The organism is Sphingopyxis sp. 22461 (genome assembly GCF_052044915.1).
Classification (GTDB): domain Bacteria; phylum Pseudomonadota; class Alphaproteobacteria; order Sphingomonadales; family Sphingomonadaceae; genus Sphingopyxis.
The window spans coordinates 260915-278422 of record NZ_JBQENY010000003.1; the positions used below are offsets into that span (position 1 = coordinate 260915).

Sequence of the window (17508 nt, forward strand, 5' to 3'; positions counted from 1 at the left end):
AGGCTCGCGCTACCACTTACCGCGATGATCGACCGGGGCGGGACAATAATTTCAACATGATGTCGATGTGGATCGCCCAGGCGTCGGCCGCGTCCGAACCATCGAGCGCCGATGCGGGCGGGGGATGGCTGATCGACCCCGAACTCGTCGATCCGGGCTATAGCCAGACGATCGCAGGCGGCGAGATCCAGACCGCCTTTCCACCCCCACCGCCGCCCCCGCCACCGACGCCCGAGTGGCTGAAGTCGCTGCTCGACGCGATCGGCAGCTTTTTTAACTGGAGCGCCCCCGCCGCCAAGCCGCTGATGTGGATCGCGGTGGCGCTGGTACTGCTCTTCCTTCTTTATCATTTCGTCCCCGCCTTCGCGCGCTGGGTCGACAATCTGCCGTTCCGCCGCAAGGCCGGCGGTGACGACGCCGAGGACGCCGCCGGGCTGGCCGAAGCCGGCGCGGCGCGCGCGCTCCTCGCCGAAGCCGACGCGCTCGCCGCCGAGGGGCGTTATGCCGAAGCGGTGCACCTTCTGCTCTATCGCAGCGTCGAGGATATCGAAGGACGCCGCCCCGGGCTCGTCAAACCCGCGATGACTTCGCGCGACCTCGCCGAAGCGCACGACCTGCCCGCGGTCGCACGGGGCGCGTTCAGCCGCATCGCGCGCGCGGTCGAGATCAGCCTGTTCGGGGGACGCGCCATCGACGCGACGGCGTGGGAGCGGTGTCGCAATGCTTATGCCGAACTGACGGTGCCAAAGAATTGGGCGCGGGCATGACCGACGACGCCGCGGGCGATCACGGCTTTAATCCGCGCCTGATCGCGGGGGTGGTGGCGATCGGCATCGTCGCCTTCATCGCACTTTGGGCGTTGATAGCGCTCGGTCCGCAAATCAGCAGCGGCAAGGACGGCGGCGGCCACGCCTTGTCCAAGGCGGCGCCCGGCTATGCCGGCATCGTCGACCTGCTCGAACGCGCCGGTGCCGATGTCGAGCTTCGCCGCCGCGTCGCCGCCTCGCGCTATGGCGAGAACCAGCCGCTGCTGATCCTGACCCCGACGCACCGCACCCGTGTCGAGGAACTGGCCGAATTGCTCGACATGCAGGGGGGCGCCCGCGCGATCGTCGTGCTGCCCAAATGGCAGACCGCCGCGATCCCGGGCCATACGCCGAAACCGGGCTGGGTCAGCCTGGGTTTTCCTGTCAAACCGCCGGCCAAGATGTTTCCCGCCGGTCGTTTCGGCAGCGTGCGTATCGAGGCGCGGCCGAGCAAGGCGCAGGCGGTGCCGGCCCATATTGCCGGGCGCAGTTTCACCGCGCACCTGCCGGCCAATGTACAAACGGTCGAAGGCCAGGTTCTAGAAACGCTGATCGCGGGGCCGAGCGGCGGCGCGGTGCTTGCCCGGGTCAGCGAGGGCGATCTCTATATCCTCGCCGACCCCGACCTTGTCGACAATTTCGCCTTTGCGTCGCGCGACGGCGCGCTTGGCGCCGCCATGCTGATCGACGCGGTTGCCGAGGATGCCGACACCGACGCGCTGGCGTTCGACCTGACGCTGAACGGATTCGGCGGCCAGCGCTCGCTGCTGCGCTTCGCCTTCGTCCCGCCCTTCATCGGCATCACCCTCTGCCTGATCGCCGCGGGGCTGCTCGCGCTGTGGCAGGCGTGGATGCGGTTCGGCCCGGCGCTCAATCCTCGCCGTGCGATCCCGGTGTCGAAGGCGGCATTGATCGCGAACAGCGCCGACCTGATCCGGCAGGCCCGGCGCGAACTCGACGGCGCCGACGCCTTTGTGAAGAGCCAGCGCATCGCGATCGCGCGGCGGCTGCATGCTCCCGGCGGGCTCGACGCCGAAGCGACCGACCGCTGGATCGACAGGCATCTGGACGCGGGAAGCGAATTGTTCTCCAGCCTCGCGCGGCGCCTGCCGCTCGCGCGCAATACGCATGAGTTTCTAGAGGGCGCGCAAGCGCTGCACGACATCAGGAAGGATCTACTCCGTGACAGCTAATATCGAGAGCGTTCGGGCCCTCGGCGCAGCGATCGAGGGCGAGGTCGCCAAGGTCGTGTTCGGGCAGGGGCCGCTCACCCGCATGGTGACGATCGCGCTGCTCGCAGGCGGGCATGTCCTGCTCGAAGGCCCGCCGGGCACCGCGAAGACCCTGCTCGCGCAGGCGTTTGCGCGCGCGACGGGGCTCGGGTTCGGGCGCATCCAGTTCACCCCCGACCTGATGCCCGGCGACATTTTGGGGTCGAACCTGTTCAACTTCCAGACGTCGAGCTTTACCTTGACCAAGGGGCCGATCTTCACCGAGCTGTTGCTCGCCGACGAAATCAACCGCACCCCGCCCAAGACGCAGGCCGCACTGCTCGAGGCGATGCAGGAGCGGCGCGTGACGATCAATGGCGAGGCGCATGCGATGAGCCCGCGCTTTACCGTGCTCGCGACGCAGAACCCGATCGAACAGCAGGGCGTCTATCCCCTGCCCGAGGCGCAGCTCGACCGCTTCCTGTTCAAGCTCGTGGTCGATTATCCCGCCGCCGACGAGGAACGACGCATCGTCGCCGACCATGGCGGGCGCTTCAAAAGCCCCGCGGTCGCCGATTTCGGCGTCACCGAGGTGGCGAACGCCAAGACGATCGAAGCCGCGATCGACACGATCGCCACGGTGCGGCTGGCTGACGAGATCGTCGATTATATCGTCCGCATCGTCCGCGCGACGCGCGAGAGCGCCGACCTCGAATGCGGCGCATCCCCGCGCGCCGCGACCCTGCTCGCGCGCGCCGCCTGCGCCGCGGCGGCGCTCGACGGGCGCGACTATGTGATCCCCGACGACGTCCAGCGCCTCGCCGCCGGCGTCCTGCGCCACCGCGTCATCCTGTCGGCCGCCGCCGAAATCGAAGGGCGCAACGTCGAGCAGGTCGTCGCGGCCTTGCTCGAACGCGAGGACGTGCCGCGGTGATCTACCCCACCCGGCGCGCGATCTATCTGCTGCTCGCGGGCGCCCCGATGGCGCTCGCGCTCGGGCTGATCCGGCCCGAGCTGTGGCTCGTCGCGCCCGGCTGGATCGGGGTGATCGTCGCCTGCCTGATCCTTGACACGATCGCGGGCGCCAATCCGCGTCACCTGAGCCTCGATGCGCGCTTTCCGCATCAGGTCGGGGTCGGCGACCCGTTCGACCTGTCGCTCACCGCGACCGGGAGAGCGGTGCCCCCGCGCGCCGAACTCGCGCTCGCACTCGACGAACGGCTTGCCGAGGGCGGGCGGCTCGCGAACGATATGCGCCGTACGGCCGTGGGCGACGCGCTCGCCCGCACCTTGACGCTCACCGCATCGCGGCGCGGGCAGGCACGGGTCGAGGCGCTATGGATCCGCTGGGCGGGGCCGCTCGGGCTCGTCTGGAAACAACGCAAATTCGCGATCGACGGCGCAATCCAAATCGTTCCCAGCCTGCGCGCGGTGACCGACGAGGGCAGCCGCCTGTTCCAGCGCAACAGCTGGTTTGGCCTTCGCCAACAACGCTTTCGCGGCGAAGGCACCGAATATGAGGCGCTCGCCGAATATCAGCCGGGGATGGACCGGCGCGCGATCGACTGGAATGCGTCGGCGCGCCACGTCAAACTGCTCGCCAAGGAATATCGCGTCGAGCGCGACAACCGCGTCGTGCTCGCGATCGACAGCGGACGGACGATGGCCGAGCCCGTCGGCGGCATGCCGCGCGTCGACCGCGCGGTGTCGGCGGCGCTGCTGCTCGCCTATGTCGGGCTGAAACTCAACGACCGGATCAGCTTCTTTTCCTTTGCCGCAAAGCCGCAGACGCTGACCCCCGCCTATATGCATACGCAGGATTTCCCGGCGTTGCAGCGCGCCGCGAGCCTGATCGACTATGCGCATGTCGAGAGCAATTTCACTCTCGCGCTGACGACCTTGTCGACGCAGCTCAACCGCCGCTCGCTGATCATATTGTTCACCGAATTCACCGACGCGACGAGCGCCGACCTGATGATCCGCGCCGCCGGCCGGCTGGTGAAGAAGCACCGCCTGCTGTTCGTCGTGATCAAGGACGAAGAGGTCGAGGCCGAGGAGCGCCGCCGTCCCGAAAGCGGCGCCGACGTCACGCGCGCGAACGTCGCCGCGGCGATGCTGCGCGACCGGCAGCTCGTCATCGCGCGGCTCCAGCGCCTCGGCGCCGACGTCATCGAAGTGCCCGCCGACGCGATGGGGGCGAGCGCGGTCGAAGCCTATCTCGGCATCAAGCGGGCGGGCAGCCTGTGATCCCGCCCGCAGCCCCGGCGCGCGCGCTCGACGCCCCGAGCTTTTCGACGAGCCGCTTTCGCGCCGAGCGCGAGGCCGACTGGATCGCCTTCGACCTGCTGCTTTCCAAGCTCGAGAAAAAGGGCGCCGCCGCGCTGACCAGCGACGAGCTGCTGCAACTGCCGCTGCTCTATCGCGCCACCTTGTCATCGCTGTCGATCGCGCGCGCGACGAGCCTCGACAAGGCGCTGCTCGATCATCTCGAGGCGCTGTCGATCCGCGGCTATTTCCTCGTCTATGGCGTGCGCGAAAGCCGCTGGAACCGCCTCCGCCGCTTTTTCCTCTACGACTGGCCCGCCGCGGTGCGATCGGTGTGGAAGGAAACGATCATCATCGCGCTGATCATTCTGCTCGGCGCGCTGACCAGCTATTCGCTCGTCGCGAGCAACCCCGAATGGTATTTCAACTTCGTCCCCGAAGAGATGTCGGGCGGCCGCGACCCGCGTGCGACGGCCGAGTTCCTGCAATCGACGCTGGGCCATGGCAAGGCGGCGGCGAGCAAGGGCGAGAGCGGGCTGCACGTCTTCGCGACCTATTTGTTCACGCACAACAGCCAGGTGTCGATCCTGTCCTTCGCGCTGGGCTTCGCATTCGGCGTGCCGACAATGATGCTCGAATATTATCAGGGCATCGGGCTCGGCGCGATGATGGCGGTCTTTTCGGCCAAGGGGCTGGGCTATGATTTCGGCGGCTGGCTGTTCATCCACGGCACCACCGAGCTGTTCGCCGCCGCGCTGTCGGGCGCCGCGGGCCTCAGGATCGGCGCCGCGGTCGTCTTTCCCGGCGCGCGCGGACGGCTGCAGGCGGCGGCGGATGCAGGGCGCACCGCGGGCAAGGTGATGGTCGGGGTCATATTGATGCTGTTCGCCGCGGGCCTGCTCGAAGGCTTCGGCCGCCAGCTGATCACCGATACGATGCTGCGCTATGCGATCGGTTCGCTGATGCTGCTGTTCTGGCTCGCTTATTATTACATCCCGCGACGCGAGGATGTGACATGAGCGCCGCTGCAGAGGCCAATGCCAGACAGCGCGCCGCGCGCGCAAAAAAAATCCGTCAGTTCATCACGCCCGAAGGCGTCGACCTCGAATTGAAGATCGCGGGCTCGGGGCTGCGGTTCGGCGCCCTGCTGATCGACCTGATCCTGATCCAGCTCGCGCTCCTGCTCTTCTGGCTGGCCATGCTGTGGATCGGCGTCGCCTCGCAGTCGGATGTCACCGAGGTCATCTGGATGCTCGGCGCCTTTCTGCTGCGCACCTTCTGGTTCATCGGGTTCGAGCTGGGTTCGCGCGCGGCGACCCCGGGCAAAAGGCTGATGGGCATCCGCGTCGTCGCGCGCGACGGCGGGCGCCTTACCGCCGATGCGGTCGTCGCGCGCAATTTGATCCGCGAGCTCGAAATCTTTTTGCCGCTGATGATGCTGGGCGTGGGCGTGGCCGAGGATGCGGTGTCGGGCTGGCTCATGCTGGCTGGCGTGCTCTGGTCACTGACGCTCAGCCTGTTCCTGCTGTTCAACCGCGACCGGATGCGGATGGGCGACCTGATCGCGGGAACCTGGGTCGTGATGGCGCAGCGCGTGAAGCTCGACGCCGATATCGGGGTCGAGGCCGCGGGCGAGGCGATCGCGTTCACCGAGGCCGAACTCGCCGTCTATGGCATTTTCGAGCTTCAGGAACTCGAGCGCGTGCTTCGCGGCCGCGATCCGCGCGCGATGCGCGAGGTCGCCGACGCGATCCGCGCCAAGATCGGGCGCGCGATCGCCGAAGAGGATGACGTCTTCCTGCTTTCCTACTACCGCCAGTTGAAAGCCCGGCTCGAACGCAAATTGCTGTTCGGCAAGCGGCGAGAGGATAAATATGCCAGCGACTGACACCCCCGCAACTGAGAATGGCGTGGCCCATGCGCTCCACGCGCGCCGTTCGGTGCGCGCCTTTACCGATCGGGCGGTCGATCAGGCTTTGCTCAAGGACATCTTCGCCGCCGCGCAGCGTGCGCCCTCGGGCGGCAACCTCCAGCCGTGGCAGGCAACGCTGGTGACCGGCGCGCCGTGGCAGGCGGTGAAGGATGCGGTCGCCGCGCGAACCGCGATGGGGCGCGAGGGCTATGAGCCCGAATATGATATCTATCCGAAGGGGCTGACCGAACCGTGGGAAGCGCGCCGCTTCGGCGTCGGTGAAGCGCTCTACGCCTCGCTCGGCATCCCGCGCGAGGACAAGCGCGGGCGTATCGCTCAGTTCATGGACAATTACCGGGGTTTCGGCGCACCGGTGATGCTTTTCCTCCACTGTTCGCGCATCATGGGCCCGCCGCAATGGTCGGACATGGGCATGTGGCTGCAATCGGTGATGCTGCTGCTCGTCGAACATGGCCTTGCCAGTTGCCCGCAGGAATGCTGGGCAATGTACGGCGCAACGATCCGCCGCACGCTGGCGCTGGACGACGGGCAGATTTTGTTCACCGGGCTCGCGATCGGCTATGCCGATACCGAAGCGGCGGTGAACCAGTGGCCGGTGCCGCGCGCATCGATCGAAGACGTGATTGATTGGCAAGGATTTTAAAGATGATCAGCAAGCAACCGGGTTTTCGCTATGGCGCCCTGGGCGCGCTGATGCTCGTTATCGCGGGTTGCACCGCGATCCCGAAACCCGTCGCACCGCCGCCCCCGCAACCCGTCGCACCCGCGCCAACTCCGGCTCCGCTGCCGACCCCCACGGCAGGCTGGGAAGACCGCGCGGTCAACGCCGGCGCATGGCGTTACGATAGCGGCAGCCGTACCGCCGCGTTCGTCCCGACGGGCAGCGCGAACCCGCTGCTCAGCCTGACGTGCAGCGGCGGCGGCATCCGGATGACATCGGCGCTCGCGGGCGATGTCAGCCTGCGGACGAGCGCGGGGACCGACCGGATCCGCTTCGATAACGGCAGCGCCAACCTCGCGAACCGCGACCCGCGGCTCGACCGCATCGCCTTCAGCCGCGGCCGCTTCGCGCTCGAAACGCCCGGCGGCGGCGCGATGACGCTGCCCGTGCAGTCCGAAATCGGCCGCGTGATCGAGGATTGCCGGTAGCCGGCATTCGCTCCGCGAGCTGACCCATCCAACATCGTCACCCCGGACTTGATCCGGGGTCCCGCTTCTTTTTTTTCTCCAGCTGTCACGTCTCGACCCATCCGAGGAAGGGTAGCGGGACCCCGGGTCAAGCCCGGGGTGACGAAGGAAAACCCCGCTTTCCTACATTATCCGGCTGTGCCAGCCTGATCGCTGGCTCTTTGAATCGTCGATCATCGCCCGGCACGACACGTTCCGCATCACGCCCTTAAAGCCACAAAAGACACAGATCGAACCCGCGCATGCGGGGTTTTTGTGGCTTTAGCCGCCCAGCTGCACCGTGCCGCCCTTGATCCAGCCCCAGCGGCACGGCCCCTGATATTCGCGGGCATTGGGCACCGACTTGCCGACGCCGCACATGTCGGGATCGGTGCCGGGCGCGGCGAAGACGACGCCGAACCACGCGTCATTCTCGGCGGCTTCGCAGAGCGACACATTTGCGCCGCCGGCGAGCTTCGCCTTGACCGCACGCGTTTCGGCCGGCGCCCAATAGACGTCGGTGCCGCCCGTCTTGACGCGGCTGATGCTCGAACAGGCGGGCAGGCTCGGCCCTTCGGTGCCGATCATCACCGCGCGCGTAGCAATGGGTTCGCCGGCAACCGCGGGGGCGTTTTCGGCGGGTGGCGCGGGCTGGCTGCACGCGGCGAGCGCGGCGGTCAGAAGGGCGGCGGCGGGGAAGACGAGACGATGTTTCATGCCTCTGAAACTAGCCGCCACGACGCCCCCGCGCAACGCTCGTCGCGACACGACCGAGAGCCGCATTTTCGCTTGGGTTTTGCTGCCTTCGACCCTATATAATCGCTATGACGGACACCCCAGAAAATACGGCGCCGGTCGCGCCCGCCAACCAGCCCAACACCAACGCCTATGGCGCCGATTCGATCAAGGTTCTCAAGGGCCTCGACGCGGTCCGCAAACGCCCGGGCATGTATATCGGCGACACCGACGACGGGTCGGGCCTGCACCATATGGTGTTCGAGGTTTCGGACAATGCGATCGACGAGGCGCTCGCGGGGCATTGCGACCTTGTGCTGATCACGCTCAACAGCGACGGATCGGTCAGCGTCGAGGACAATGGCCGCGGCATCCCGACGGGTATCCACGCCGAGGAAGGCATTTCGGCGGCCGAGGTCATCATGACCCAGCTCCACGCCGGCGGGAAGTTCGAGAACACCAGCGACGACAATGCGTACAAGGTGTCGGGCGGACTGCATGGCGTCGGCGTCAGCGTCGTCAACGCGCTCAGCGAATGGCTCGAACTCACGATCTGGCGCGACGGCGAAGAGCATTGGATGCGCTTCGAACATGGCGATTCGGTCGGCCCGCTCAAGGTCAACGGCCCTGCCCCCGCGGGCAAGAAGGGCACGCGCGTCACCTTTCAGGCGTCGACCGAGACGTTCAAGAATGTTCTCGAATTCGATTTCGAGAAGCTTGAGCATCGCTATCGCGAACTCGCCTTCCTCAACTCCGGCGTCCGCATCAAGCTCGTCGACGCACGCCATGCCGAGCATGTCAGCCATGATCTGTTCTACGAAGGCGGCATCGGCGCGTTCGTGCGCTATCTCGACCGCAACAAGACCGCGCTGCTCCCCGACCCGATCGCGATCAGCAGCGAGCGCGACGGCATCGGCATCGACGTCGCGCTCGAGTGGAACGACAGCTATTACGAAAATGTCCTCTGCTTCACGAACAATATCCCGCAGCGCGACGGCGGCACGCACCTCGCGGCGTTCCGCGCCGCGCTGACACGTACGCTCAACGGCTATGGCGACAAGTCGGGCATCCTGAAGAAGGAAAAAGTCTCGCTGACCGGCGAGGATATGCGCGAAGGGCTGACCGCAATCGTCTCGGTCAAGCTGCCCGATCCGAAATTCTCGTCGCAGACCAAAGACAAGCTCGTCTCGTCGGAGGTGCGCCAGCCGCTCGAAAGCCTGATGGCCGACCGGATGACCGAATGGCTCGAGGAAAATCCCGCCTATGCCAAGGCGGTAATCCAGAAGGTCATCGACGCCGCCGCCGCGCGCGAAGCTGCGAAAAAGGCGCGCGAACTGACGCGGCGCAAGGGCGCGATGGACATCGCCTCGCTCCCCGGCAAGCTCGCCGACTGCCAGGAACGCGACCCCACCAAATGCGAACTCTTCCTCGTCGAGGGCGATTCGGCAGGCGGATCGGCGAAGCAGGGTCGTGACCGCAAGGTTCAGGCAATCCTGCCGCTCAAGGGCAAGATTTTGAACGTCGAGCGCGCGCGTTTCGACCGCATCATCTCGTCGAAGGAAGTCGGGACGTTGATCCAGGCGCTCGGCACCGGGATCCGCGACGAGTTCAACCTCGAGAAACTGCGCTATCACAAGATCGTCATCATGACCGACGCCGACGTCGACGGCGCGCATATCCGCACGCTCTTGCTCACCTTCTTCTATCGCCAGATGCCCGAGATCATCGAGGGCGGCCACCTCTACATCGCCCAGCCGCCGCTCTATAAAGTCGCGAAGGGGCGCAGCGAAGTGTATCTGAAGGATGATACCGCGCTCGAAAATTACCTTGTCGACGGCGGTATCGATGCGCTGATGTTAGAGACCACGGGCGGGGCGCGGTCGGGCGCGGACCTCCGCGATCTGATCGAGCATGGCCGGCGTCTGCGCGCGCTGATGCGCTATGTCCCGCGCGGCCATAATTATGAACTCATCGAAGCCCTGGCGCTGAACGGCGCGCTCGATCCCGAGCTCGACAGCGCTGGCCGCACCGCGGCGGGCGTGCGCGCGGCCGAATGGCTCAACGCCGCCGAACGCGCGCTGACCGGGGGCGCCGAAGCGAAATGGACGATCGTCGCGGCGGGCGGCGGTTATACGCTCGAAAAGCGCTGGCGCGGGGTGAGCGACCATCACGCGGTCGACGCCGCTTTCCTCGCGAGCCAGGAGGCACGCCGCCTGCACAAGCTCGCGGGCGAACAGGCCGACACCTACGCCCATCCGGGCCGTTTGGTGAAGGGCAGCAGCGCCGCGGCGATGGCCGCCGACGCCGCCGCGCTGGCTGCCGCCGACGCGGCCGAAGACGCTGCCGAAGCGAGCGACAGCGACCTGCCCGCCGCGACCGCCGGCAAGGTCACGCCGATCACGCGGCCGTCCGAACTGCTCGAGGCGATTTTCGCGCACAGCCGCAAGGGTCTCGCGATCAGCCGCTACAAGGGGTTGGGCGAGATGAATGCCGAGCAGCTCTGGGAAACGACGCTCGACCCGTCGAACCGTTCGCTGCTCCGCGTCGAGGCCGAACAAGCCGATGTCGCGCACGAAATCTTCGAACGATTGATGGGCGACGAGGTCGAACCGCGGCGCGATTTCATTCAGACGAACGCACTGTCGGTGGCGAATCTGGACGTCTAAGTTCAGTTATTATTCGGTTAAAACCGAACAAATCGCACATCCGGACGCAAAATCACTTCAATCCAACGCGCGGCGGCTTGCCTTGGCAGGCCGCCGCTGCTTTTGGCGCCTCCTCTGACAAGGGGATGATGTCATGCGGGTCTTTTCTGCCATGATGATGCCGCTTCTGCTCACGGTCTCGGCCGCGGCGCAAGAAGTCGAAGTCACCGACAATCCGATCGCCGACATTGTCGACGAAACAGAAACCGAAATCGGCGGCGGCGTGGCGAGCTATTACGGCAACGAACTTGCCGGAAACCGCACCGCGAGCGGTGAACGCTTCGACCCCGGCCAGTTCACCGCAGCGCATCGCTCGCTTCCCTTCGGCAGCATGGTGCGCGTCACCAACACCTCGAACGGCGACAGCGTCGTGGTACGCATCAACGACCGCGGCCCCTTTTCGCGCGGCCGCGTGATCGACGTCAGCCACGCCGCGGCACGCGAAATCGGCATGCAACGCAGCGGCACCGCGCGCGTGAAGCTGGCGCTTCTCAACGACGATTAAGCCATGCTGGCAACCGGCTCCTACCGACCGATTGTGGACCTTCTTCTCATCGTCATCCCGGACTTGATCCGGGATCCATAGCCGCGCCGTCGTCGTGGATCCCGGATCAAGTCCGGGATGACGAAGTTGGGATAGCAAACGTCCGCTCACCACCCCCCAGCTCCCGCTCCCCGCTAATCGAACACCGACCACCCCGCCGCATAAGCAAAATGTTCGAGCGCAACCGCGCCCGCGAGTGACGTCCCCGCCTCGTTGAGCGCGGGCGACCAGACCGCGATCGATCCCTGCCCCGGCGCGATGCAGAGGATGCCGCCGCCGACGCCGCTCTTGCCCGGCAGGCCGACGCGAAAGGCGAATTCGCCGCTATTGTCGTAGTGGCCGCAGAGCATCATGATCGCGTTGATGCGCCGCGCACGGTGCGCCTCGATCAGTTGCTCGCCGGTGCGTGGATCGCGGCCCTCCATTGCGAGGAAGAGTCCGGCGCGCGCGAGCTGGCGGCACGACATGGCGATCGCACATTGGCGGAAATAGACGCCGACCACCGTTTCCACGGGGTGCTTCAGGTTTCCGAACGCGTCCATGAAATGCGACAGGCTGCGGTTGCGCGCGCCCGTTTCGGATTCGGAGAAAGCGACGTCGAAATCGATCCCGACGTCTTCGTCGTTTGCCCGCGCGCGCATGAAATCGACGATCTCGTCGGCGACGGCGTCGCCGCTGCGCCCGTCGATCAGCCGGTCGGTGGTTGCCAGCGCGCCGGCGTTGATCAGCGGATTGCGCGGAATGCCATGCTCGCTTTCAAGCTGGACGATCGAGTTGAACGCCGATCCCGAAGGCTCGCGCCCGACGCTGTCCCACAGCGAACTGCCGACACGGCGCAGCGCGAGCGCGAGCGTAAAGACCTTTGACACCGACTGGATCGAGAAGGGCTCGTCGGCGTCGCCCGAGGTGTGGACGGTGCCGTCGGGGAGCGCGAGCGCGAAGCCGAGCTTGTTCGGATCGACCTTGGCGAGTGCCGGAATATAGTCGGCGACACGCCCCTGGCCGAGATGCGCCGCAGCGAGCTTCATCGCCTCGTCGATATGGTTGCGCAGATCGTCGGTCATGGCGCTTCGCCTAGCATAATCGCCGCGCAAAGCATTTATTTTCATTTTTCTAGAAATATTCTATATATTGGAAATCAAATGCAGCGAATCGGGAGAATGAGACATGGTCGATCATCCACGCGGCAAGGGCCTTTCAAGCGCCGTCAGCTATCAGGACCCAAAGGCGGCGTTCCGCTGGCTGGAAGAGGCGTTCGGTTTCGAACCGCTTTTCGTGCTGCTCGACGCCGACGGCAATCTCGCCCATTCGGAAATGGGCTTTGGCACATCGACGTTGATGGTCGGCAGCGAATGGTCCGACGATCACAAGAGCCCCAAATCGATTGGCGGCAAGAACACGCAGTCGGTGCATATCCAGTTGGCAGTGGGCGAGGATATCGACGCGCATTGCGAAAAGGCGCGCGCGGCGGGGGCCGACATCATCGCCGAGCCCGAGACGCAATTCTACGGCGACCGCAGCTACCGCGCGAAAGACCCCGAAGGGCATATCTGGACCTTTGGCGTGACGGTCGAGGCGAAAACCGCCGAACAATGGGACGCCGAGGGCGGGTTCACGACGAAGACGCGGCTCGACGATTGAGCGCCGCGCTCGACCGGATGCTGGGCGCGCTCGCCGATCCGAAACGGCGGCGCGCGATCGAGCTGCTGGGCGAGCGCCCGCGCAGCGCGGGCGAACTCGCGGGCGAACTCGGCCTCGCGCCGCCCGCGATGAGCCGCCATTTGCGCGCGCTGAAGGAAGGCGGGCTCGTCGAGGACGGCCATCCGGCATTCGACGCGCGCGTGCGCATCTATTCGCTCAAGGACGGTGCGACCACCGAGCTCAAACAATGGCTGGTCGAGACCGAGGCGCTGTGGTCGCACCAGCTCGCGTCTTTCAAACGCCATGTCGAGGGCGGCGCATGACCGCTGCGGTGATCGTCGCCTTGCGTATCGGTGTGACGCCCGACGTCGCCTTTACCGCCTTCACGCGCGATATCGGGCTATGGTGGAAGAGCCATCCCCTGTTCCAGCTGTCGCGGCGCGGCGACGGCGCTTTGCGCTTCGACCCCACGGGGCCGGACGGGCGGCTCGTGACGCGCTTCGACGACGGCAAAGAGTGGGAGATTGGCGCGGTGCATCACTGGCTGCCCGGCGAGCGGTTGGCGTTCGGCTGGCGACTGCCGAGTTTCAAGGCCGATCAGGCGACCGAGGTCGATGTGCGGTTCGAGGCGGTCGGCGACGAAACGCGCGTGACGGTCGAGCATCGCGGCTGGGATGCGATCCCGCAGAAACATGTCGCGCGGCACGGCTTCGAGCTGATGCTGTTCCAGCGGCGGCTGGGCGAGTTTTGGCGAGGGTTGCTCAAGGAGATGGAAGCGGGGCTTTAGTCCCCCTCCCGCTTTGCGGGAGGGGCTAGGGGAGGGCATGTCAAATAGCGGTCGCGGCCGAAACAGGCCCTCCCCCGACCCCTCCCGCAAGCGGGAGGGGAGAAGAGGCGTCCGCAACCGGTCGTTAGCTGACGACGAGAGAAAGATTGCGCGCGCCTCGCGCGCGCCCCACGTTCCACATATGCCCCTCCCCGCCCCTTTCATCGACTGGTTCGCCGCGCGCGGGTGGCGGCTCAGGCGGCATCAGGCCGACATGCTCGCCGCAGGCGAACGCGGCGAAAGCGCATTGCTCGTCGCCGCGACGGGGGCGGGCAAGACGCTGTCGGGGTTTCTGCCGACGCTCGTCGATCTGGCACAGCATCCGACCGACCGGCTGCACACGCTGTACGTATCGCCGCTCAAAGCCCTTGCGGCCGACGTCGAGCGCAACCTCCTCGGCCCGATCGCCGAGATGGAACTCGACATCAGCGTCGAGAGCCGCAGCGGCGACACATCGTCGGACAAGAAGGCGCGCCAGCGCAGCCGGCCACCGAACATCCTGCTGACGACCCCCGAATCGCTGTCGCTGCTGCTGTCCTATCCCGACAGTTTCACGATGTTCGCCGATTTGAAGACCGTGGTGATCGACGAAATCCACGCTTTTGCGCCCGGCAAGCGCGGCGACCTGCTCAGCCTCGCGCTGTCGCGGCTCCAGGCGATCGCGCCGGGGCTGCGCCGCGTCGGCCTGTCGGCGACGATCGCCGACACCACCGCCTATCGCAGCTGGCTCGCGCCGAACGGCGATGCGGAGGCGGTGACGCTCGTCGAGGGCGAGGCCGGCGCCGATCCCGAGATCGGCATATTGCTGCCCGAGGGTGCGGTGCCTTGGGCCGGGCATTCGGGGCGTTGGGCGGTGCATCAGGTGATGGACGAGGTCGCGAAGAACCGCACGACGATCATCTTCTGTAATACGCGCGGGCTCGCCGAGCTGATTTTTCAGGAGCTGTGGAAGGTCAACGACCTGTCGCTTCCGATCGCGATCCACCACGGCAGCCTCGACCGCGAGGCGCGGCTGCGCGCCGAGGCGGCGATGGCCGAAGGACGGCTGCGCGCGCTCGTCGCGACGTCGAGCCTCGACCTCGGGCTCGACTGGGGCGACGTCGATTGCGTGATCCAGATGGGGGCGCCGAAGGGCTCGTCGCGGCTGCTCCAGCGTATCGGGCGCGCGAACCACCGGCTCGACGAGCCGAGCAAGGCGCTGATCGTTCCGGGCAACCGCTTCGAATATCTCGAGGCGCGCGCGGCTTTGGATGCCGTCGAGGCGGGAGAGCGCGACGCCGACCGCTTTCGCCCCGGCGCGCTCGACGTGCTCGCGCAGCATGTGATGGCGCTCGCGTGCGCGGCGCCGTTCAAGGAGGATGCGCTGCTCGCCGAAATCCGCTCGGCGACGTCCTATCGATGGATCGATGCGCCGACCTTCGCGCGGTTGCTCGGCTTTGTGCGCGATGGGGGCTATGCGCTCAAAAGCTATGATCGCTTCCGCCGCCTCGCGCCCGACGGGCAGGGCGGCTGGCGCATCGCGCATCCGCGGCTGGCGGCGCAGCACCGGCTCAACGCCGGGATCATCGTCGAGGCGCCGATGGCCGATGTGCGGTTCAAAAACGGCCGGCGGCTCGGCAAGGTCGAGGAATATTTCGCGAGCACGCTGTCACCCGGCGACACCTTCGCCTTCGCCGGCCTCAGCCTCGAGGTCGAGGCGATCCGCGACACCGACCTGATCGTACGCGCGACGACGCGTCCGGCGCGCATCCCGAGCTATATGGGCGCGCGCCTCGCGATCTCGACGCGCCTCGCCGACCGGGTGCGGCTGTTCCTCGCCGACCCGGCGAGCTGGCAGCGCTTTCCCGAGGATGTCCGCTTCTGGCTGGAGATGCAGGCGCTGCGATCGGCGCTGCCGCGCCCCGGCGAGCTGCTCGTCGAGACCTTCCCGCACGAGGGCAATCATTATCTCGTCTGCTATCCGTTCGAGGGATGGAACGCGCACCAGTCGCTGGGCATGCTGATCACCAAGCGCATGGAGCGCGCGGGGTTGCAGCCGCTGGGCTTCGTCGCGTCGGACTATGCGATCGCGATCTGGTCGCTGCGGCCCGTCGCGTATCCGCAGAATCTGTTCGATGCCGAGATCCTGTCCGAAGAGTTCGTCGAATGGGTCGAGCGGTCGCACCTCCTGAAGCGCGCCTTCCGCGAAGTCGCGGTGATCGGCGGGCTGATCGAGCGCCAGCATCCGGGCAAGCGCAAGACGGGCAAGCAGGTGACCTTTTCGACCGACCTGATCTTCGACGTGCTGCGCAAATATGAACCCGACCATCTGCTGCTCGAAGCCGCCTGGGCCGATGCACGCGAACGGCTGACCGACGTGGCGCGGCTCGGCGACCTGCTCGACCGCGCGGCGGGAACGATGCTGCACCGGACGCTCGACCGGATCAGTCCGCTCGCGATCCCGGTGCTCGTGCTGATCGGGCGCGAAAATGTCGCGGCGGCGGACATCGACGACGCGCTGCTGGGCGAATTGGCAGACAGCTTGGCGGAAGAAGCCATGCGCCCCGGATAAGGCGGCGCGGGGCATCCGGCGTTTCGCTTGCTGCGACGCCCGATGAGGCGTAGATTACGCCTAAACATAATGAGGATGCCAGCGATGACCCAAGCTATCCAGCGGTCCGTCCTGTTCGCGCTGCTGCTCGCCGCCCCCGCGCTGATTGGCGCGACCCCGGCTCCCGCCGATCCGCCCCCCGTTCCGGCACCGGCCGGCGACATCGTCGCGCCGCCGGTGACGGTGGTGCCCTTTATCCAGCCGTTCGACCTTGATGCATCGCGGCGCATGTCGGTAAAGGTCATGGTTGGGGGCAAGGGCCCCTTCTCCTTCCTCGTCGACACCGGCGCCGAGCGAACGGTGATCGCCCGCGAACTTGCCCAAAGGCTGGGACTGGCCGAGGGAGCGAAGTTACGGCTCGCCACGATCGGCGGCGCGGCGACGGTGCCCAGCTACCGCGTCGCCGCGCTGCAGATGTCGAACCTGCACCTCGCCTCAGTCGAAGCGCCCGCCTTTTTCGGGAGGCATATCGGCGCCGCGGGGCTGATCGGGGTCGACATGCTCGAAGAACGGCGCGTGCTGATCGATTTCCGCAAGGAAAGCATGCAGATATTGGAAACGCGCCGCCGCGCGCCGTCGCTCATCAAGGACGATGACGCGATCGTCGTCACCGCGCGCAATTCGGCGGGGCGCCTGATCCTGTCCGACGCGCGGTTGAACGGCAAACGCATCGACGTGATCGTCGACACCGGAGCGCAGACGAGCGTCGGCAATATGGCGTTGCAAAGGCTGGTCGCGAGTAAGCGCGCCAACCGTTTTCCCTTTGAGGCGACGATCCTCGACGCGGTCACGGGCGAGGCGGTGCCCGCAACGCGCACCGCGATCAAACGCATCGTGATCAACGGCATGGACGTCAACGACCTGCCGGTGAGTTTCGCCGACGGCCAGGCGTTCCGCGCGCTGGGCCTGCACGAACGGCCCGCCCTGCTGTTGGGGATGGACAGCCTGTCGATGTTCGACCGGGTCGAAATCGATTTCCCGAACAAGCGCGTCGTGTTCGACCTGCCCGACGGGGCGCATCGCGAGTCCGGCCAACGCTTCGCCGCAAATGGGATCGCCGCAGGAGGCTAGGGCGCTTGCGGCGG

At 66.5% G+C, this 17508-nt stretch carries 17 protein-coding genes; 15 read left to right on the forward strand and 2 right to left on the reverse strand.

Annotation, left to right across the window (positions count from 1 at the left end; translation table 11 throughout):
* The first annotated feature begins 56 nt into the window (after nt 1-56).
* Genes ACTJI5_RS06140 through ACTJI5_RS06175 form a run of 8 tightly spaced genes read left to right on the forward strand, consistent with a single transcriptional unit; the run spans nt 57 to nt 7364 of the window.
* A complete protein-coding gene (locus tag ACTJI5_RS06140) occupies nt 57-767 on the forward strand; it encodes a DUF4129 domain-containing protein (RefSeq protein WP_310250281.1) in 711 nt (236 codons plus the stop codon).
* A complete protein-coding gene (locus ACTJI5_RS06145; RefSeq protein WP_440859712.1) occupies nt 764-1999 on the forward strand; it encodes a DUF4350 domain-containing protein in 1236 nt (411 codons plus the stop codon). The genes ACTJI5_RS06140 and ACTJI5_RS06145 overlap by 4 nt, the downstream gene beginning before the upstream one ends.
* Complete coding sequence (locus ACTJI5_RS06150) at nt 1989-2951, forward strand: AAA family ATPase (RefSeq protein WP_439512222.1); 963 nt, start codon at nt 1989-1991, stop codon at nt 2949-2951. Before ACTJI5_RS06145 ends, ACTJI5_RS06150 begins: the two co-directional genes overlap by 11 nt.
* Nucleotides 2948-4264 (forward strand): DUF58 domain-containing protein, encoded by a 1317-nt coding sequence (locus tag ACTJI5_RS06155; RefSeq protein ID WP_440859713.1) that lies wholly within the window; start codon nt 2948-2950, stop codon nt 4262-4264. Before ACTJI5_RS06150 ends, ACTJI5_RS06155 begins: the two co-directional genes overlap by 4 nt.
* Complete coding sequence (locus ACTJI5_RS06160) at nt 4261-5301, forward strand: stage II sporulation protein M (RefSeq protein WP_440859714.1); 1041 nt, start codon at nt 4261-4263, stop codon at nt 5299-5301. The genes ACTJI5_RS06155 and ACTJI5_RS06160 overlap by 4 nt, the downstream gene beginning before the upstream one ends.
* A complete protein-coding gene (locus ACTJI5_RS06165; protein WP_440859715.1) occupies nt 5298-6170 on the forward strand; it encodes an RDD family protein in 873 nt (290 codons plus the stop codon). Before ACTJI5_RS06160 ends, ACTJI5_RS06165 begins: the two co-directional genes overlap by 4 nt.
* Nucleotides 6157-6858, forward strand: a complete 702-nt coding sequence (locus tag ACTJI5_RS06170) for a nitroreductase (protein ID WP_440859716.1) — start codon at nt 6157-6159, stop codon at nt 6856-6858. The genes ACTJI5_RS06165 and ACTJI5_RS06170 overlap by 14 nt, the downstream gene beginning before the upstream one ends.
* 2 nt (nt 6859-6860) lie before the next feature.
* On the forward strand, nt 6861-7364 hold the full coding sequence (locus ACTJI5_RS06175; RefSeq protein ID WP_440859717.1) for a hypothetical protein: 504 nt from the start codon (nt 6861-6863) through the stop codon (nt 7362-7364).
* A gap of 300 nt (nt 7365-7664) precedes the next feature.
* Here the strand turns inward: ACTJI5_RS06175 and ACTJI5_RS06180 are convergent, their stop codons facing one another.
* The gene (locus ACTJI5_RS06180) at nt 7665-8099 is read right to left on the reverse strand and encodes a hypothetical protein (protein ID WP_439512217.1); all 435 of its coding nucleotides are present in this window, start codon (nt 8097-8099) and stop codon (nt 7665-7667) included.
* A 107-nt stretch (nt 8100-8206) separates the two neighbouring features.
* Between ACTJI5_RS06180 and gyrB the strand changes: the two genes are divergently transcribed.
* Both gyrB and ACTJI5_RS06190 read left to right on the forward strand, forming a co-directional pair.
* Nucleotides 8207-10783, forward strand: coding sequence for a DNA topoisomerase (ATP-hydrolyzing) subunit B (gene gyrB, locus ACTJI5_RS06185; RefSeq protein ID WP_440859718.1), 2577 nt, complete (start codon nt 8207-8209; stop codon nt 10781-10783).
* Between the two features lie 133 nt (nt 10784-10916).
* Nucleotides 10917-11327 carry a septal ring lytic transglycosylase RlpA family protein gene (locus ACTJI5_RS06190; protein ID WP_439512216.1) on the forward strand — a complete coding sequence of 137 codons (411 nt, stop codon included), beginning with the start codon at nt 10917-10919 and terminating at the stop codon, nt 11325-11327.
* A 173-nt stretch (nt 11328-11500) separates the two neighbouring features.
* Here the strand turns inward: ACTJI5_RS06190 and ACTJI5_RS06195 are convergent, their stop codons facing one another.
* The gene (locus tag ACTJI5_RS06195; protein ID WP_440859719.1) at nt 11501-12430 is read right to left on the reverse strand and encodes a glutaminase; all 930 of its coding nucleotides are present in this window, start codon (nt 12428-12430) and stop codon (nt 11501-11503) included.
* A gap of 103 nt (nt 12431-12533) precedes the next feature.
* Here ACTJI5_RS06195 and ACTJI5_RS06200 point away from each other — a divergent pair, with 103 nt between their 5' ends.
* The 5 genes from ACTJI5_RS06200 to ACTJI5_RS06220 all read left to right on the forward strand — a co-directional run bounded on the left by ACTJI5_RS06200 (nt 12534) and on the right by ACTJI5_RS06220 (nt 17494).
* Nucleotides 12534-13007, forward strand: a complete 474-nt coding sequence (locus ACTJI5_RS06200; protein ID WP_440859720.1) for a VOC family protein — start codon at nt 12534-12536, stop codon at nt 13005-13007.
* Nucleotides 13004-13330 carry an ArsR/SmtB family transcription factor gene (locus ACTJI5_RS06205; RefSeq protein WP_440859721.1) on the forward strand — a complete coding sequence of 109 codons (327 nt, stop codon included), beginning with the start codon at nt 13004-13006 and terminating at the stop codon, nt 13328-13330. The genes ACTJI5_RS06200 and ACTJI5_RS06205 overlap by 4 nt, the downstream gene beginning before the upstream one ends.
* The gene (locus ACTJI5_RS06210) at nt 13327-13794 is read left to right on the forward strand and encodes an SRPBCC domain-containing protein (protein ID WP_440859722.1); all 468 of its coding nucleotides are present in this window, start codon (nt 13327-13329) and stop codon (nt 13792-13794) included. Before ACTJI5_RS06205 ends, ACTJI5_RS06210 begins: the two co-directional genes overlap by 4 nt.
* A gap of 181 nt (nt 13795-13975) precedes the next feature.
* Entirely contained in the window at nt 13976-16384 is a 2409-nt protein-coding gene (locus ACTJI5_RS06215; protein ID WP_440859723.1) for a ligase-associated DNA damage response DEXH box helicase, read from the forward strand.
* Nucleotides 16385-16468: 84 nt separating this feature from the next.
* On the forward strand, nt 16469-17494 hold the full coding sequence (locus tag ACTJI5_RS06220; protein ID WP_058539517.1) for a retroviral-like aspartic protease family protein: 1026 nt from the start codon (nt 16469-16471) through the stop codon (nt 17492-17494).
* Nucleotides 17495-17508: the final 14 nt, after the last annotated feature.

Coding starts and splice junctions, on each gene's coding strand:
- ACTJI5_RS06140 (WP_310250281.1), top strand. CDS start 57: ATGATGTCGATGTGGATCGCCCAGGCGTCGGCCGCGTCCGAACCATCG.
- ACTJI5_RS06145 (WP_440859712.1), top strand. CDS start 764: ATGACCGACGACGCCGCGGGCGATCACGGCTTTAATCCGCGCCTGATC.
- ACTJI5_RS06165 (WP_440859715.1), top strand. CDS start 5,298: ATGAGCGCCGCTGCAGAGGCCAATGCCAGACAGCGCGCCGCGCGCGCA.
- ACTJI5_RS06170 (WP_440859716.1), top strand. CDS start 6,157: ATGCCAGCGACTGACACCCCCGCAACTGAGAATGGCGTGGCCCATGCG.
- ACTJI5_RS06175 (WP_440859717.1), top strand. CDS start 6,861: ATGATCAGCAAGCAACCGGGTTTTCGCTATGGCGCCCTGGGCGCGCTG.
- ACTJI5_RS06180 (WP_439512217.1), bottom strand. CDS start 8,099: ATGAAACATCGTCTCGTCTTCCCCGCCGCCGCCCTTCTGACCGCCGCG.
- gyrB (WP_440859718.1), top strand. CDS start 8,207: ATGACGGACACCCCAGAAAATACGGCGCCGGTCGCGCCCGCCAACCAG.
- ACTJI5_RS06190 (WP_439512216.1), top strand. CDS start 10,917: ATGCGGGTCTTTTCTGCCATGATGATGCCGCTTCTGCTCACGGTCTCG.
- ACTJI5_RS06195 (WP_440859719.1), bottom strand. CDS start 12,430: ATGACCGACGATCTGCGCAACCATATCGACGAGGCGATGAAGCTCGCT.
- ACTJI5_RS06200 (WP_440859720.1), top strand. CDS start 12,534: ATGGTCGATCATCCACGCGGCAAGGGCCTTTCAAGCGCCGTCAGCTAT.
- ACTJI5_RS06210 (WP_440859722.1), top strand. CDS start 13,327: ATGACCGCTGCGGTGATCGTCGCCTTGCGTATCGGTGTGACGCCCGAC.
- ACTJI5_RS06215 (WP_440859723.1), top strand. CDS start 13,976: ATGCCCCTCCCCGCCCCTTTCATCGACTGGTTCGCCGCGCGCGGGTGG.
- ACTJI5_RS06220 (WP_058539517.1), top strand. CDS start 16,469: ATGACCCAAGCTATCCAGCGGTCCGTCCTGTTCGCGCTGCTGCTCGCC.